The 16,123-nt window shown below is 58.1% G+C and carries 14 protein-coding genes and 1 riboswitch; of the genes, 6 read left to right on the forward strand and 8 right to left on the reverse strand.

Annotated features, from left to right (window positions below; genetic code table 11):
* Positions 1-128: 128 nt before the first annotated feature.
* On the reverse strand, positions 129-905 hold the full coding sequence (locus QUE89_RS17175) for an enoyl-CoA hydratase (protein ID WP_286221239.1): 777 nt from the start codon (positions 903-905) through the stop codon (positions 129-131).
* Positions 906-1,099: 194 nt separating this feature from the next.
* Between QUE89_RS17175 and QUE89_RS17180 the strand changes: the two genes are divergently transcribed.
* Genes QUE89_RS17180 through QUE89_RS17200 form a run of 5 tightly spaced genes read left to right on the forward strand, consistent with a single transcriptional unit; the run spans position 1,100 to position 6,075 of the window.
* Positions 1,100-2,764 carry an AMP-binding protein gene (locus tag QUE89_RS17180; RefSeq protein WP_286221240.1) on the forward strand — a complete coding sequence of 555 codons (1,665 nt, stop codon included), beginning with the start codon at positions 1,100-1,102 and terminating at the stop codon, positions 2,762-2,764.
* A 32-nt stretch (positions 2,765-2,796) separates the two neighbouring features.
* A complete protein-coding gene (locus QUE89_RS17185; protein WP_286221241.1) occupies positions 2,797-3,564 on the forward strand; it encodes an SDR family NAD(P)-dependent oxidoreductase in 768 nt (255 codons plus the stop codon).
* Positions 3,565-3,596: 32 nt separating this feature from the next.
* Entirely contained in the window at positions 3,597-4,379 is a 783-nt protein-coding gene (locus QUE89_RS17190; protein ID WP_286221242.1) for an enoyl-CoA hydratase-related protein, read from the forward strand.
* Positions 4,380-4,436: 57 nt separating this feature from the next.
* The gene (aliB, locus tag QUE89_RS17195) at positions 4,437-5,576 is read left to right on the forward strand and encodes a cyclohexanecarboxyl-CoA dehydrogenase (RefSeq protein ID WP_286221243.1); all 1,140 of its coding nucleotides are present in this window, start codon (positions 4,437-4,439) and stop codon (positions 5,574-5,576) included.
* A gap of 34 nt (positions 5,577-5,610) precedes the next feature.
* Positions 5,611-6,075, forward strand: coding sequence for a MarR family winged helix-turn-helix transcriptional regulator (locus tag QUE89_RS17200; protein ID WP_286221244.1), 465 nt, complete (start codon positions 5,611-5,613; stop codon positions 6,073-6,075).
* A gap of 34 nt (positions 6,076-6,109) precedes the next feature.
* Here the strand turns inward: QUE89_RS17200 and QUE89_RS17205 are convergent, their stop codons facing one another.
* Positions 6,110-7,228, reverse strand: coding sequence for an S-(hydroxymethyl)glutathione dehydrogenase/class III alcohol dehydrogenase (locus QUE89_RS17205; protein WP_286222933.1), 1,119 nt, complete (start codon positions 7,226-7,228; stop codon positions 6,110-6,112).
* A gap of 167 nt (positions 7,229-7,395) precedes the next feature.
* On the opposite strand from QUE89_RS17205, the gene QUE89_RS17210 reads away from it, so the two are divergent.
* Entirely contained in the window at positions 7,396-8,286 is an 891-nt protein-coding gene (locus tag QUE89_RS17210) for a LysR substrate-binding domain-containing protein (protein ID WP_286221245.1), read from the forward strand.
* Here QUE89_RS17210 and QUE89_RS17215 read toward each other — a convergent pair.
* The 6 genes from QUE89_RS17215 to atpG all read right to left on the reverse strand — a co-directional run bounded on the left by QUE89_RS17215 (position 8,283) and on the right by atpG (position 16,053).
* Positions 8,283-9,527: a D-amino acid dehydrogenase gene (locus QUE89_RS17215; RefSeq protein ID WP_286221246.1), complete on the reverse strand. Its 1,245-nt coding sequence runs from the start codon at positions 9,525-9,527 to the stop codon at positions 8,283-8,285. The two genes, QUE89_RS17210 and QUE89_RS17215, sit on opposite strands and share 4 nt — an antisense overlap.
* 191 nt (positions 9,528-9,718) lie before the next feature.
* Positions 9,719-9,817: riboswitch (glycine riboswitch) on the reverse strand.
* Between the two features lie 78 nt (positions 9,818-9,895).
* The gene (glmS, locus tag QUE89_RS17220; protein WP_286221247.1) at positions 9,896-11,728 is read right to left on the reverse strand and encodes a glutamine--fructose-6-phosphate transaminase (isomerizing); all 1,833 of its coding nucleotides are present in this window, start codon (positions 11,726-11,728) and stop codon (positions 9,896-9,898) included.
* Positions 11,729-11,755: 27 nt separating this feature from the next.
* The gene (gene glmU, locus QUE89_RS17225) at positions 11,756-13,123 is read right to left on the reverse strand and encodes a bifunctional UDP-N-acetylglucosamine diphosphorylase/glucosamine-1-phosphate N-acetyltransferase GlmU (protein ID WP_286221248.1); all 1,368 of its coding nucleotides are present in this window, start codon (positions 13,121-13,123) and stop codon (positions 11,756-11,758) included.
* 149 nt (positions 13,124-13,272) lie between these two features.
* Complete coding sequence (locus QUE89_RS17230) at positions 13,273-13,695, reverse strand: F0F1 ATP synthase subunit epsilon (RefSeq protein ID WP_041341952.1); 423 nt, start codon at positions 13,693-13,695, stop codon at positions 13,273-13,275.
* A 46-nt stretch (positions 13,696-13,741) separates the two neighbouring features.
* A complete protein-coding gene (gene atpD, locus QUE89_RS17235) occupies positions 13,742-15,136 on the reverse strand; it encodes a F0F1 ATP synthase subunit beta (protein WP_286221249.1) in 1,395 nt (464 codons plus the stop codon).
* 56 nt (positions 15,137-15,192) lie between these two features.
* Complete coding sequence (gene atpG, locus QUE89_RS17240) at positions 15,193-16,053, reverse strand: F0F1 ATP synthase subunit gamma (protein WP_286221250.1); 861 nt, start codon at positions 16,051-16,053, stop codon at positions 15,193-15,195.
* Between the last annotated feature and the right edge of the window lie 70 nt (positions 16,054-16,123).

The raw sequence follows: 16,123 nt of genomic DNA on the forward strand, positions 1-16,123 counted from the left end.
GGGGGTCAATGCGTCGGCCAAACTGATTATTTTCGTATTATTACTAAATTTTGTAGATTAAGTGACCGCATTTTACCCGATTTCTCGGGCAATGCGGGCACTTGGTGAAAAAATATTACAAAATCATCTTATCGATGCTTCCAGTCCGGGCTGCGCTTCTCCAGGAAAGCGGCCATGCCTTCCTTGCGGTCTTCGGTGTCCAGACTCGCCCAGAACAGGCGGCGCTCGTAATCCACACCCGTCCCCAATGACGTCTCAAATGCCTGGTTAACGGCCTCCTTGTTCAGCATGGTCGCCATCAGGGAGTTTTTGGCGATCTCACCGGCCATGGCAATGGCATCGTCCACCAGCGTTGCTGCCGGAACAATGCGACAGACCAGGCCGCTGCGCTCGGCCTCTTCGGCATCCATCATGCGCCCGGTCAGGCACAGATCCATCGCCTTGGCCTTGCCGATAGCCCGGGTCAGGCGCTGGGTTCCACCGGCCCCTGGCAGAATGCCCAGCTTCACTTCCGGCTGACCAAAGCGGGCCGAATCGGCGGCAATGATCACATCACACATCATCGCCAGCTCACAGCCGCCACCCAGGGCAACACCGGCAACCGCGGCAATGACCGGTTTCCGGCACCGTGTGACCTGCTCCCAGTTCGAGGAGATGAATTGCTCCCGATAGGCCCGGGAAAAATCCAGGGCCTGCATCTCGGAGATGTCTGCGCCGGCGGCGAACGCCTTTTCACTACCGGTGATGACGATTGCCCTGACCTTCTCGTCCTGTTCCAGGTCCTTGAGCAGGTCCGAAAGCTCCGACATCAAGGCGCTGTTCAGGGCGTTGAGAACCTTAGGACGATTGAGCCGGATTAATGCGACCGGATCATGGCGCTCTAGCAAGATATTGTTGTAAGTCATAACCGCCTCCAAAAATTTCCAGGGTGTAGATCCTTTAAACCGCTTATAAAGATACCTCGAAATGCATGTTCCAACAAAATATAAAACAACATGTTGACACATTATTTTGAGTTGACGTATTTTTAAACAACGTCAGCAGTTGGCGCTGCCGGAATCGCCAACAACAAAAAATCCCGACCCTAAAGGTGAATCACATGGAAACTGGCATCACCCCAAAATCGGAACGTCGCTCCGCCATGATTGGTAATGGCGCATGGAACGACAAGCTCATTACCGATTACCTGGACGAAGCAGTGGCCCGCACCCCGGATCGCCAAGCCATCGTCGGCTATCAGGTCACCGGTGATATCCGAACAGCGCTTACCTTCCAGGAACTCAACCATGCCGTCGCCCGAATGGCCGCGGGCCTGGCCGCAATGGGCATCGATAAGGGCGATGTCGTGGCATGCCAGCTCCCGAACTGGTGGCAGACCACCGCGCTACACCTTGCCTGCATGCGCATCGGCGCCATTCTCAACCCATTGATGCCGATCTTCCGGGAGCGGGAACTGCGTTTCATGCTCAGCCACGGCGAAGCCAGACTGTTGGTCACTCCCAAGATCTTCCGCAATTTTGATTACGAAGCCATGGTTGATGGCATCCGCTCCGAGCTGCCAAAACTGGAAACCCTGCTGGTGATTGGCGGCGAGGGTGACCGCAGCTTTGAACAGCGTCTGCTGGAGACGCCATGGGAAGAAAAAACGGACACTGCGGCGCTGTTTGCCGAGCGCAAACCTGGAGCCGATGAGGTGGTCCAGATTCTGTATACCTCCGGCACTACCGGCGAACCCAAGGGCGTTATGCACACCTCCAACACCCTGTTCTCCAACGTGCGTCCTTATGCTGAACGGCTGCACCTGACATCCGACGACAAGATCCTGATGGCCTCACCCCTGGCCCACCAGACCGGCTTCCTTTATGGCGTGATGATGCCGGTTTACCTGGGCACCACAGCCATCCTTCAGGATATCTGGGATGCCGACTATGTCTGCAAGGTGATTGCCGCTGAAAAGCCGGCCTTCACCATGGCGTCCACGCCTTTCCTCGCAGACTTGGTGAAAACCGCGCCCAAGCATGAGGGCGAGCTCGACTCATTGCGCATCTTTGTCTCAGCCGGCGCCCCCATTCCAACCGCCGTGGTCGAACAGGCCAGCAACACCCTGCAAGCCAAGATCGTCTCGGCCTGGGGCATGACTGAAAACGGCGCAGTGACCATGACCTGCCCGGAAGACCCGGCCGAACGCGCCAGCCAGTCTGACGGCAAAGTGCTGCCCTGGATGGAAATCAAAGTCACCGATTTCAAGGGCAACGCAGCGCCGGTAGGGGAAGAGGGCAACCTTTTGGTTCGCGGCGCGAGCCTGTTTGTTGGCTACCTCAAGCGCCCGGAGCTTTATGGCGTGGATCAGGAGGGTTGGTTCAGCACCGGCGACCTGGCCCGCATGGACAAAGATGGCTACATCCGCATCACCGGTCGCACCAAGGACGTGGTGATCCGTGGCGGTGAAAACATTCCCGTCGTTGAGGTGGAGAACCTGCTCTACAAATACCCGGGGATCGTCGATGTTGCCCTGGTGGGCTGCCCGGATGAGCGATTGGGCGAGCGGGTCTGCGCCTACGTCACCCTCGACGAGAAGACCACCGATCTTTCTCTGGACGACGTCAAGAATTACCTCATCGAAGAAAAACTCTCCAAAAGCTACCTGCCGGAGTATCTCGAGGTGATTGAGGCCATGCCCCGCACCGCCTCCGGCAAGATCCAGAAATTCAAATTGCGTGAACAGGCGAAGGAAGTACGCCTGGACCCAGCCAAACGCAGCTGATTCGTTCATCGAAAACAACAGGAGGAACCATCATGAGAGGCCTGAAAGGAAAAACAGTCATCGTCACCGGTGGCGGTGGTGGCATCGGCCGCGCCGTTTGCCAGCGCTTTGCCGAGGAAGGCAGCCTGGTGGCCGTGCTCGACCGTGATGAGAACGCGGCCCAAGCCACGGCAGACCTGATCACCGAGACGGGTGGTAAGGCCCGCGCCTACGCCGCCGACATCACCGATTACGCCGCGATCACTGACACCGTAGCCGCCATCGAAAACGAACTGGGCGTACCGACCGTGCTGGTGAACAACGCCGGTTTCGACCGCTTTATGCCGTTCCTGAAAACCGAGCCGAAGCTCTGGGAACAGCTGATTGCGGTGAACCTTACTGGCGCCCTGAACATGCACCATGTGGTATTGCCGAAGATGGTCGCCGCCGGCGGTGGCAAGGTCATCAACGTCGCCTCCGATGCCGCCCGTGTCGGCTCTTCCGGTGAATCCGTCTACGCCGCCTGCAAAGCTGGCCTGGTGGGCTTCAGCAAGACCGTGGCCCGGGAACTGGCTACCAAAAAGGTGTGCCTGAATGTGGTCTGTCCCGGCCCCACAGACACGGCCCTGCTTAAAGGCGTGGCCGAGAGCGCGTCCAACCCGGAGAAACTGCTGGAAGCCTTCCGCAACGCGGTCCCCATGAAGCGACTGGCGCAACCGGAAGACTACCCCGGCGTTATCGCCCTGCTTGCCAGTGACGATGCCAACTTCATCACCGGCCAGGTCATCAGCGTGTCCGGCGGATTGACCATGGCCGGCTAAGCGACCAGTTACACGAATCAGGAGACTGCATCATGAACTACGAAGATATCCTTTACGACGAAAGCGACGGCGTCGCCACCATTACCATTAACCGGCCAGAGCGTTACAACGCCTTCCGAGGCCAAACCTGTTTGGAACTGCTTGACGCCTTCAACCGGGCCGGCTGGAACAAGGACATCGGGGTAATTGTCTTTACCGGTGCCGGTGAAAAAGCCTTCTGTACCGGCGGTGACCAGGGTGCCCACGAAGGCCAGTACGACGGTCGGGGCCTGATCGGCTTACCCGTGGAGGAATTGCAGCGGCTGATCCGGGAGGTACCCAAGCCGGTCATCGCCCGGGTTAATGGTTTCGCCATCGGCGGTGGCCATGTCCTTCATGTGATCTGCGATCTGAGCATTGCCTCGGAAACCGCCATCTTTGGCCAGGTTGGCCCCAAGGTCGGTTCAGTCGACCCCGGGTTCGGTACCGCCTATCTCGCCCGCGTAGTCGGTGAGAAGCGGGCCCGTGAAATCTGGTACCTGTGCCGCAAGTATTCGGCGGAGCAAGCCCTGGAGTGGGGGCTGGTGAATGCGGTGGTACCAGCAGATCAGCTGGACGAAGAGGTGCGCAAATGGTGCGACGAGATCCTGGAAAAGAGCCCGACCGCCCTCTCGATTGCCAAACGCTCCTTTAACGCGGACAGCGACAACATTGCCGGTATTGGCGCGCTCGGCATGCAGGCCCTGAGCCTGTACTACAACACCGACGAGTCCAGGGAAGGCGTCAACGCTTTCAAGGAAAAGCGCAAGCCGGACTTCCGGAAATTCTACAAGTAAGCAGACCGACCCGGTGGCTATAAGCGGCCGGGTCACAGACACAGCCCGGAGAACACCATGAATTTCGGATTTAACGAAGAACAGAACGCAATCCGCGAGGTTGTGGCCCGCTTCAGCACCGAGGTGCTGGCTCCGGGCTACCGCAAGCGGGACAAGGAAGGGGTGATCGAAAAGGATGTCATCCGCCAGCTTGGCGAGATGGGCCTGCTCGGTGGCGAACTGCCGGAGCACTTTGGCGGCAGCGGTATGGACTGTGTCACCAGTGGCCTGATCATGGAAGAGATCGCCAAAGGGGATTTCAACGTCGGCTACATTCCGCTACTGGCTTCCCTCAATGGCCAGATTATCGCCAGTCACGCCGAACCCGACCTGGCGAAGAAGTGGCTGCACGGCATCACTTCTGGCCAAAACGTCGCCTGCATTGCCCTGACAGAACCCCACGGCGGTTCCGACGCCGCCAACCTGCGCCTGAAAGCGGAGAAAAAGGGCGATGTCTATGTGCTCAACGGCGAAAAAACCTCCATCTCCATGGCCGACCAGGCCGATGTGGCGGTGGTGTTTGCCCGCACCGGCACGGTGGAACAAAAAGCTTCCGGGATCAGCGCATTTCTGGTGCCCATGGACACACCGGGCATCACCACCACCCGATTCGAGGACAACGGTCAACGCGCCATCGGCCGCGGCTCCATCTTTTTCGACAACGTGGAGGTACCTGCCAGCCACATGATGGGTGATGAGGGAAAGGGCTTCAAACAGGTAATGCAGGGCTTTGACTACAGCCGTGCACTGATCGGCCTGCAGTGCCTCGCGGTAGCCCAGCAATCTCTGGACGAAACCTGGCAGTGGCTGACTGAACGCACCGCCTTCGGCCAAAACCTGTCGGCATTCCAGGGCCTGACCCACCCACTGGCCGAATACCAGACTTACGTTCATGCCGCGCGCCTGCAGTGCTACCATGCGCTCTGGTTGAAGGACAGCGACCTGCCCCATAACGCCGAGGCCGCCATGAACAAGTGGTGGGGGCCAAAGCTGGCGTTCGACGTGGTGAAACAGTGTCTGCTGGCCCATGGTCATACCGGTTGGGGCGAGGATCTGCCCTTTGCCCAGCGTCTGCGGGACGTGCTGGGTCTGCAAATAGGTGATGGCACCGCGCAGATCATGAAAAACATTATTGCCCGCGAATACCTACCCACGTGAGGCATCCCAGCCCCGGGGACACACAGGAGCTCAGATGATCGTCAACGAATCCGGCGGCATTCCGAACCGGCTGTTTTTCCGCCTGTTCCAGACTGGCAACATCCTGCAGCGGCAGGTTCAGAATGAGATGGGAATCAGTGCGGTGCAGTGGTCAGTGCTGGGTGCGTTGTCACGGGAAGGTTTTGAGGACGGCACCTCGTTCAACCAGCTGAAAGAATACCTGTACGTGAGCCGGCAGAACCTCGATGGGGTGCTGAAACGGATGGAGCGGGATGGCCATGTGGTTCGGATAACGGACCCACAGGACCGTCGCGCCCGGCTGGTGAAACTGACTGACAGTGGGCAGAAGTTCTGGAATCAGCTGCAGGACACCATCACCGAGTTTTACCAGCAGGCGCTGCAGGGTCTGAGTTTTGATGACGGGGTCAGCCTGCTGCACCTTCTCAAGAAACTGCAGCACGAACTTGTTCAGGTCTCGCTGACCTCAGAGAACGAATAGGCCGCCTGACCAACAGGACAGGCGGCCACTCTATTCACTGATCGAAGTGGATAACAGTCCGAATGCTTTTACCCTCGTGCATCAGCTCAAAGGCGTCGTTGATGGTATCCAGACCCATGGTGTGGGTAATGAAGTCGTTCAGCTTGAATTCACCCTGCAAGTAACGCTCAACCATCCCCGGTAGCTCAGAGCGACCCTTAACGCCGCCAAACGCTGAACCTTTCCAGACCCGGCCGGTGACCAGCTGGAACGGACGGGTTGAGATTTCCTGGCCGGCCCCGGCTACACCGATGACCACCGACTCGCCCCAGCCTTTATGACAGCATTCCAGGGCGGACCGCATAACGTCGACGTTGCCGATGCATTCGAAGGAATAGTCCACGCCGCCGTCGGTGAGCTCAACAATGACTTCCTGGATCGGCTTGTCATAATCCTTCGGGTTGACGCAGTCGGTTGCGCCCAACTGACGGGCTAGGTCGAACTTGCTCTCGTTGATGTCGATGGCAATGATGCGGCTGGCTTTCGCCATGACGGCACCAATGATGGCAGACAGACCAATGCCACCCAGACCAAAAATGGCGACGGTGGCGCCCTCTTCCACCTTGGCGGTGTTCATCACCGCGCCCATGCCGGTGGTCACGCCGCAGCCCAGCAGACAGACTTCCTCCAGTGGCGCCTCTTTGCTGACCTTGGCCAGGGCAATTTCCGGCAACACGGTGTACTCGGAAAATGTCGAGCAGCCCATGTAGTGGAAGATGGGTTCGCCATCCTTGTAAAAGCGCGAGGTGCCATCGGGCATCAGTCCCTTGCCCTGGGTTTCGCGGATTTTCTGGCATAGATTGGTCTTGCCCGACAGGCAGAATTTGCACTCGCCACATTCCGGGGTGTAAAGCGGAATAACGTGATCACCCACCTGCACACTGGTGACACCCTCACCAATCGACTCAACGATGCCGCCACCTTCGTGGCCGAGAATCGCCGGAAAGTTACCCTCCGGGTCATCGCCAGAAAGGGTAAACGCATCGGTATGGCAAACGCCGGTGGCGACAACACGCACTCTGACTTCCCCTGCCTTTGGGGGCATGACATCCACCTCTTCCACGGACAGAGGTTGGCCCGGTCCCCAGGCAATTGCTGCTTTTGATTTGATGATTTCAGCCATAACGCTCTCCGCTGGTAGCTTGTGGACGGCGATTAGCGCCGTCTGATTTGTGCATACATTGTATTTATCCACAATCAATTGATAATGACACTGTTCATCAAATTACTTTTACTGTGCTGCAACAATCATCAAATCTGGCAGACGTGGAGAGAACAGGCATGTATCGCTGGGAAGGCGTGAACGAGTTTGTTGCCGTCGCTGAAACCGAAAGCTTTACCCAGGCAGCCCGGAGACTCGGCGTCTCGACCGCTCAGGTGAGCCGGCAGGTCAGTGCCCTGGAAACCCGGCTGGCCACCCGGCTGTTCTACCGGACAACGCGGCGGGTATCGGTTACTGAGGCAGGTCGGATTTACTACCAGCATTGCCGGCAGGTACTGGATGCGCTGGACGATGCCGAGCGCTCCATCACCAACCTGCAGTTATCCCCAAGGGGCAAGCTCAGGCTGACGGCACCCATTACTTACGGTGAGAAGAGGATTGCGCCCCTGGTGAACGAGTTTGTGGTGCAGTATCCGGAACTGGACGTCGAAATGAACCTGACCAACCAGAAACTGGATCTGGTGGGCGAGGGTTATGATTTGGCCGTACGGCTCGGCAAGCTGGAGGACTCCAGCATGATGGCCCGGCGCCTGTCATCCCGCACCCTGTATGTGTGCGCATCGCCCCAGTACCTCTCGGTCCACGGCACACCTTATGAGCTGTCGGAACTGGCGCAGCACAACTGTCTGCAGGGCAACCTGGATTACTGGCGTTTCCAGGAACAGGGCCAACCTCGCAATGTCCGAATCAGCGGAAACATCCGGTGCGACAGTGGCAGGGCGTTGCTGGATGCAGCATTGAAGGGGATTGGTATCGTCCAGTTACCGGACTATTACGTGCAAACAGCACTGGATACGGGCCAGTTGCTGCCGCTGCTGAAAGATTACCGAGAGGATGATGACGGTATCTGGGCGGTTTATCCCCAAACCCGTCACCTGTCTCCGAAAGTCCGGATGCTGCTCGACTTCCTTGTCGAGTCACTAGGACCGTCAGGGGCTGATAGAGCCTAGCGAGCCGTGCTCACGGTCGCGCCTGAAGGCGCCGTATCAACTGCATCCGCCAGCAGCTCGGCGGTGATGGCGGAGAGCGTCCAGCCCAGGTGGCCATGACCGGTGTTGTAGAACACCGTGGGCAGGCGGCCGGGGCCGACGCGCGGCATCATGTTCGGCAACATGGGACGCAGACCAGCCCAAGGCACCACGCGACGGGTGCTGACCCCGGGGAAGCATTCCTCAACCCAGCGTGTCAGCGGCTTGATGCGGTCGTCGCGGATGTTGCGGTTGTAGCCGTTGAACTCGGCAGTACCGGCAACCCGGAAACGGTCATCACCCAGACGACTGGTGACCAGCTTGGTGGCATCGTCCAGCAGGCTGACAGTCGGAGCGGCTTGCTGAGAGGCCTCGTCGTCCAGTTCTACGGTGATGGAATAGCCTTTAACCGGATAGATGTTGACCCGGTCACCCAGCTTGGCCGCCAGAGCGCGACTGCCAACACCGGCACAGATCACCACGCCGTCGTAGGTTTCGCGGGTCTGTTCTTTGCCGTCGAAGGAGGTAACCCAGGCGCTGGACGCATCTGCGCTCAGTTCGGTCACGGTGTGGCCGTAGTTGGTCTTAACGCCACGGCGCTGGATCGCATCGGCCAGGCCGTTGGTGAACTTGTGGATATCTCCGGTGGAATCACTCTCGGTGTAAAAACCACCGTAGTAGGTACCGGCCAGCGTGGGCTCGATCGATTTCATTTCCTCGGGAGTCACCGGCCGACGCTCAAGGCCGCCCGCTGCCAGCAGCTTGGAGACGTTCGAGGCGTGATCAAAACCAGCCTTGTCCCGGTAAATGTGCAGGATGCCCTGCTTCTTCAGATCGAAATCGATGCCTTCGTCCTGCGCCCACTGGAACAGGTGTTCACGGGCCGCAATGGCCAAGCGAGCGGTTTCCGTGGTGTTCTTTTCGTACTGGGGAATTGCCGCCATGAACTCGGCAAACCAGCTTAATTTGTGCCAGGACGGTTTGGGATTGACCAGCAGCGGGGCATCGCTGTGCATCATCCACTTCATGCCTTTGATGATGGTCTGCCAGTTGTTCCATACCTCGGCGTTAGACGCCGACAACTGGCCGCCGTTGGCGAAGGACGTTTCCATCGCGGCATAGCGGTGCTTTTCGTAAACGGTGACATCCAGGCCGCGCTTGGCCAGGGTGTAAGCCGTGGTGATACCGGTAATACCACCGCCGATAACTGCAATTCGCTTCATAGAACTCTCCAAGAGGCGTCCAGGGTTCCCTTTCCCCATAGCCTGTTTACACAGCATTCTGTGTACAGCATGGTAGAAAGCACCCCTTCCGTCACGGTACCTGAGAGATTCACTCGCCAATTCCTTGAAATCAGCGGCTTGCTCCTTCGGTGTGCCAACGGACGCGGTCGTCGGCAGCTCTTCGGAAAGTATTCATGCTAGCGGTCCGTTTGCCTGAGAGTTTCCGGGGCAGTTGCTCCTTCGGCGCCGGCCACACAAGAGTGCAGCGCGGTCTCTCCCGCTAGCATGTCAGATCAGCGATTATCGCCAATCTGGTCTGCAAAATAGCAAATAACTGGGTTCTACAAAACCTTTACCTCAGTTGAGGCTTACTCCACCGTCACACTCTTGGCCAGGTTGCGCGGCTGATCCACGTCCGTGCCCTTGAGTACGGCCACATGGTAGGACAGCAACTGCAGCGGCACCGTGTACACGATAGGTGCGGTAATCTCGTGCACCGAAGGCAACGGCATCACGTGGATGCCCTCTTCCGCTTTCACGCCGGCGGCGCTGTCGGCGAAGACAAACAGCTCGCCGCCCCGGGCCCGAACTTCCTCCAGGTTGGACTTGAGCTTTTCCACCAAGGTGTTGTTGGGAGCCACGGTGACCACCGGCATCTCACTGTCGACCAGAGCCAGCGGGCCATGCTTCAGCTCACCGGCCGGATAGGCTTCGGCATGGATGTAGGAAATTTCCTTGAGCTTTAGGGCACCTTCCAGTGCCACCGGGAACTGCGAGCCCCGGCCCAGGAACAAGCTGTGATTTTTATCCATGAAGGCCTTGGACATCTCGGCGATGTCGGCATCCAATGCCAGCACCTGGTCGACCTGCCCCGGCAACTGGTGAATAGCCTTCACGATTTCCGCTTCCCGCTCCTCAGTGAGGCCATTGTGACGGGCCAGAGCCAGGGTGAAGATCAGCAGCGCCGTCAGCTGGGTGGTGAAGGCCTTGGTGGAGGCAACACCGATCTCCGGGCCGGCCTGGGTCATGATCACCAGGTCGGATTCACGGACCAGTGAGCTGCCAGGTACGTTGCAGATGGCTAGCGCGGCCCGGAAACCGGCCTGTTTGGCCTGTCGCAGGGCAGCCAGGGTATCGGCGGTTTCGCCAGACTGGGAAATGCACAGGAACAGGGTGTCGCGCTGGATCACGTGTTTGCGGTAACGGAATTCCGAGGCGACCTCGACCGAACAGGCAACGCCGGCCAGCTCCTCAATCCAGTAGCGGGCAACCATACCGGCGTGATAACTGGTGCCGCAGGCAATGATCTGGACGTGGTTGACGTCCTGCAGAAGGTTGGCGGCTTCGGTGCCGAGCGCCTGCTCCAGTACCCGGTTATCGGTAATCCGGCCTTCCATGGTGGCTTTGATCACCCTCGGCTGCTCGTAGATTTCCTTGAGCATGAAGTGGCGATATTCGCCTTTGTCGGCCGAATCTGAACCATGCTCGAAACGAATGATCTTGCGCTCGACCGGCGTGCCTTCGCGGTCATGGATGGTCACCGCGTCCCGACGGATGTCGGCGATATCGCCTTCCTCAAGAAACATGAAGCGGTCGGTCACCGGCAGCAGCGCCAGCTGGTCGGAGGCAATGAAGTTCTCGCCAATACCGACGCCGATCACCAGCGGGCTGCCTTCCCGGCACACCACCAGGTGATCCGGCTCATCCGCATGCACCACGGCCAGTGCGTAGGCTCCGCGCAGACGGGCGATGGCGGCTTTCACGGCGTCGTAAAGATTGCTGTGCTTGCGGTAATACTGCTCGATCAGGTGGGCGACCACTTCGGTGTCGGTCTGGGAGGTGAACTCGAAGCCATCCGCTTTCAGTTCGTCACGCAGTTCCTGATAGTTCTCGATGATGCCGTTGTGGACAATGGCCAGACGATCCCCGGACATGTGGGGATGGGCATTGATCTGAGACGGCTCGCCATGGGTAGCCCAGCGGGTGTGGGCAATACCCAGATGACCGGTCAGCGGGTTGGCTTCAATGGCCTCGGCCAGTGACGCCACCTTGCCAACCTCGCGGGCGCGATGGGTAACACTGCCGCCATCAATGACTGCCATACCGGCGGAATCGTACCCCCGGTATTCCAGACGGCGCAGACCCTCCAGAAGAATGCCCTGAACGTCCCGTTCCGAAACCGCACCTACAATGCCACACATGCTGCTATCACCTGTCCTGTAAAACTATTAATCAGATTTCTTCGGCCGTTCCCAGCCGGAAACGTTGCGTTGGCGCCCGCGCGCCACGGCCAGTTCACTGTCTGCGACATTCCGGGTAATGGTCGACCCGGCACCGATGGTGGCGTCTGCAGAGATACTGACTGGAGCAACCAGTGAGGTATTGGAACCGACAAAGACATTGTCGCCAATCTCGGTCCTGAACTTGTTCACCCCATCATAGTTGCAGGTGATGGTGCCTGCACCCACATTCACATTACGGCCTAGTGAGGCGTCACCCACGTAACTGAGGTGATTGATCTTGCTGCCCTGGCCTACGACTGCCTTCTTGGTTTCCACAAAGTTGCCAACCTTGGTGTCGGCGGCCAGTTCAGTACCCGGGCGCAGACGGGCAAACGGCCCGATCTGGGCATTGGCGCCAACACTGGCACCCTCGATCACGCTATGGGCGTGAATCTTTGCACCGTCGGCAATCTTCGCATCCTTGATCACGCAGCCCGGGCCGATGGACACGCCACTGCCAATCGATACCTCGCCTTCGAACACCACGTTGACGTCAATCAGGATGTCGTTACCGATGGTCAGGTCGCCCCGGACATCGATTCGGGCCGGGTCGGCCAGGGTGGCACCTTCGGTCATCAGCCGGTCGGCTTCCCGGCGCTGGAACCAGCGCTCCAACTCAGCGAGCTGTAACCGGTTATTAACGCCCTGAACTTCAAACGCATCACCAGGCTGGGCTACGGAAATAGACAAACCATGGTCCACCGCCATGGCGATGATATCGGTCAGGTAGTATTCACCCTGGGCATTCGCGTTGGACAGCGTTGGCAGCCAGCTCTTCAGGTGCTTGGCTGACACCGCCAGGATGCCAGTGTTGACCTCCTGTATAGCGAGCTGGGTCTCGGAAGCGTCTTTTTGCTCCACGATGGAGGTAACCTGATCGTCGCCGTTGCGAACAATACGGCCATAACCGGCGGGGTCGTTCAGAGTCACCGTGAGCAGTCCCAGAGTACGCTCATCCAGTTCCGCCACCATGGCTTCCAGGGTTTCCACCCGGGTCAAAGGCACATCACCATAAAGCACCAGAACCCGGGCGTCGTCCGGTAGATCCGGCAGCGCCTGGGCCACCGCATGACCGGTGCCGAGCTGCTCGCTTTGTACCACCCAGTTGACCGAGGTTTCCGGGGTGACTGCCCTAACCTGGTCCGAACCATGACCAATCACCGTGTGAATCGTCTCCGCACCAAGCTTCTTAGCCGTTCCGATGACGTGATGCAGCATCGGCCGACCGGCCACCGCGTGCAGAACCTTGGGCAGAGCGGATTTCATTCTCGAACCCTGGCCAGCGGCCAGAATCACAACGTGTAGCGGGCTCATGGACAAATCAGACCCCCGGAGTGTCTAAATTGATGTATCGATAAACAAAAAAAGCCGCAACCCGGGAGGCCGGAGCCCAACGCAGAGCGTTGGATTTCCAGCCGCGCAGGATGCGGCTTTGGTGTTCGGCAAACCCGAAACGAAAACGCTTAGCGCATTTTGTTGCGCAGCTGCTGGATAGTACGAAGCTGAGCAGCAGCTTCGGCCAGTTCTGCAGCGGCACGGGAGTACTCGAATTCACCGGTCTTGTTGGCAAGTGCTTTCTCGGCTTCTTTCTGTGCCTCAAGAGCAGCGGCTTCGTCCACATCCTTGGCGCGAACCGCAGTGTCAGCCAGCAAAGTCACCAGATTGGGCTGGACCTCCAGATATCCGCCGGACACGTAAAGAATTTCTTCCTCACCGCCCTGCTTGATGATCCGAATAGGACCCGGCTTCAGCTCGGTCAGCAGCGGGGTGTGACCCGGGGCAATACCCAGGTCACCTTCAGAGCCCGCTGCGATCAGCATTTCAACCAATCCGGAATAGATCTTTGTTTCGGCACTTACCACATCACAATGCACGGTTATACCCATGTCAGTTGCCTCTTTGATCGATCCGGAAACAAGAGCTTCGGCTCAATTACTTCTTGGCCTTGTTCTTCATTTCCTTCGCTTTCTCGACCGCTTCCTCAATGGTACCAACCATGTAGAACGCCTGCTCAGGCATATCGTCATAGTCACCGTTGAGGATGCCCTTAAAGCTGCTGATTGTCTCCTTCAGGGACACGTACTTACCGGGTGAACCAGTGAATACTTCAGCAACGTGGAACGGCTGGGACAGAAAACGCTCGATCTTACGGGCACGGGATACAACCAGCTTGTCTTCTTCAGACAGCTCATCCATACCCAGGATCGCGATGATGTCTTTCAGTTCCTTGTAGCGCTGCAGGTTAGTCTGCACGCCACGGGCCACTTCATAGTGCTCGTGACCAATGACCAGCGGATCCAGCTGACGCGAAGTGGAGTCAAGCGGATCGATCGCCGGGTAGATACCCTTGGAAGCGATGTCTCGGCTCAGTACCACGGTCGCATCAAGGTGCGAGAAGGTGGTCGCTGGTGACGGGTCAGTCAAGTCATCCGCCGGTACGTATACCGCCTGGATAGACGTGATGGAACCGTTCTTGGTGGAGGTGATCCGCTCCTGCAGCTGGCCCATCTCTTCGGCCAGTGTCGGCTGGTAACCTACCGCTGAAGGCATACGGCCCAACAGTGCAGATACCTCGGTGCCCGCCAGGGTGTAACGGTAGATGTTGTCAACGAACAACAGTACGTCACGACCTTCGTCACGGAACTTCTCTGCCATGGTGAGACCAGTCAGGGCCACACGCAGACGGTTTCCGGGAGGCTCGTTCATCTGGCCGTAGACCATCGCTACTTTATCAAGGACGTTGGAGTCCTTCATTTCGTAGTAGAAGTCGTTACCTTCACGGGTCCGCTCACCAACACCTGCGAATACGGAGAGACCGGAGTGCTCTTTCGCGATGTTGTTGATCAGCTCCATCATGTTTACGGTCTTGCCTACGCCGGCACCACCGAACAGGCCAACCTTACCACCCTTGGCGAACGGGCAGATCAGGTCGATAACCTTGATGCCGGTTTCCAGCAGGTCGGCAGACGCTGCCTGGTCGGCATAGCCCGGCGCCTTGCGGTGGATAGCCCAGCGCTCGTCTTCGCCGATCTCGCCGGCTTCGTCGATGGGGCGACCCAGAACGTCCATGATACGGCCGAGGGTCTTGGTACCAACCGGTACCGAGATTGCCTTGCCAGTGTTTTCTGCTTTCAGGCCACGCTTCAGGCCTTCGGTGCTGCCCATGGCGATGGTACGAACAATGCCGTCACCCAGCTGCTGCTGGACTTCCAGAGTTGTGTCGCCACCTTCAAGCAGCAGTGCGTCATATACGTTGGGTACGGAGTCACGTGGGAATTCCACGTCGATAACCGCGCCAATGATCTGAACGATTTGTCCGCTACTCATGCTCGGTTCCTCGTTATCTTAAGTAGTCAATAAAACCAGTAGGACTGTTTGCGGGATCAGACCGAAGCCGCGCCGCTAACAATCTCCGAAATCTCTTGGGTGATGGCTGCCTGACGCGCCTTGTTATAGGCCAACTGAAGCTCGTCCATAATGTCACCGGCGTTATCAGTTGCGCTCTTCATGGCGATCATCCGGGCTGCCTGTTCACATGCCAGATTTTCTACCACACCCTGGTATACCTGGGATTCAATAAAACGTGGCAGAAGACCATCGAGGATCTGCCTGGCATCGGGCTCGTAGAGATAATCCCACTGGTTCTTGATCTCTTCGTCTTCGCTCTCAGGCAGGGGCAGCAGCTGCTCCACCTTCGGGCTTTGGGTCATGGTGTTAACGAACTCGTTGCTTACCACGTACAGGCGATCAATCTTGCCTTCCGAGTACGCATCCAACATGACCTTGACGTTGCCGATGAGTTTTTCAGAGCTCGGGCTGTCACCCAGATGGGTCAGCGCCGCGACGACATTGCCGCCGTAGCTCCGGAAAAAGGAAGCGCCTTTCTGCCCGATGGCGCACAGATCAGCTTCTACTCCTTTGTCCTTCCACGCTCGCATTTCACGGACAAGCGCTTTAAACAGGTTGCCATTCAGACCACCGCAAAGGCCCCGGTCAGTGGACACCACAATATAGCCGACCCGCTTAACTTCACGGTCAACCATAAACGGATGCTTGTACTGAGCGTTCGCCTTGGCAATGTGCCCGATCATCTGACGCATCTTTTCGGCATACGGGCGAGTGGCCTGCATGCGCTCCTGAGCTTTACGCATCTTACTCGCAGCGACCATTTCCATGGCGCTGGTAATCTTCTGCGTGCTCTTGATGCTTGAAATCTGGTTACGTATTTCTTTGCCGACGGCCATAACTCACTGCCTTCTCAAGTTAGACACTCGTTGCTACGAAAATTGGCCCGCGACGCAGGTCGCAGGCCCG

The sequence above is a fragment of the Marinobacter sp. LA51 genome, from assembly GCF_030297175.1.
Lineage (GTDB): Bacteria > Pseudomonadota > Gammaproteobacteria > Pseudomonadales > Oleiphilaceae > Marinobacter > Marinobacter apostichopi.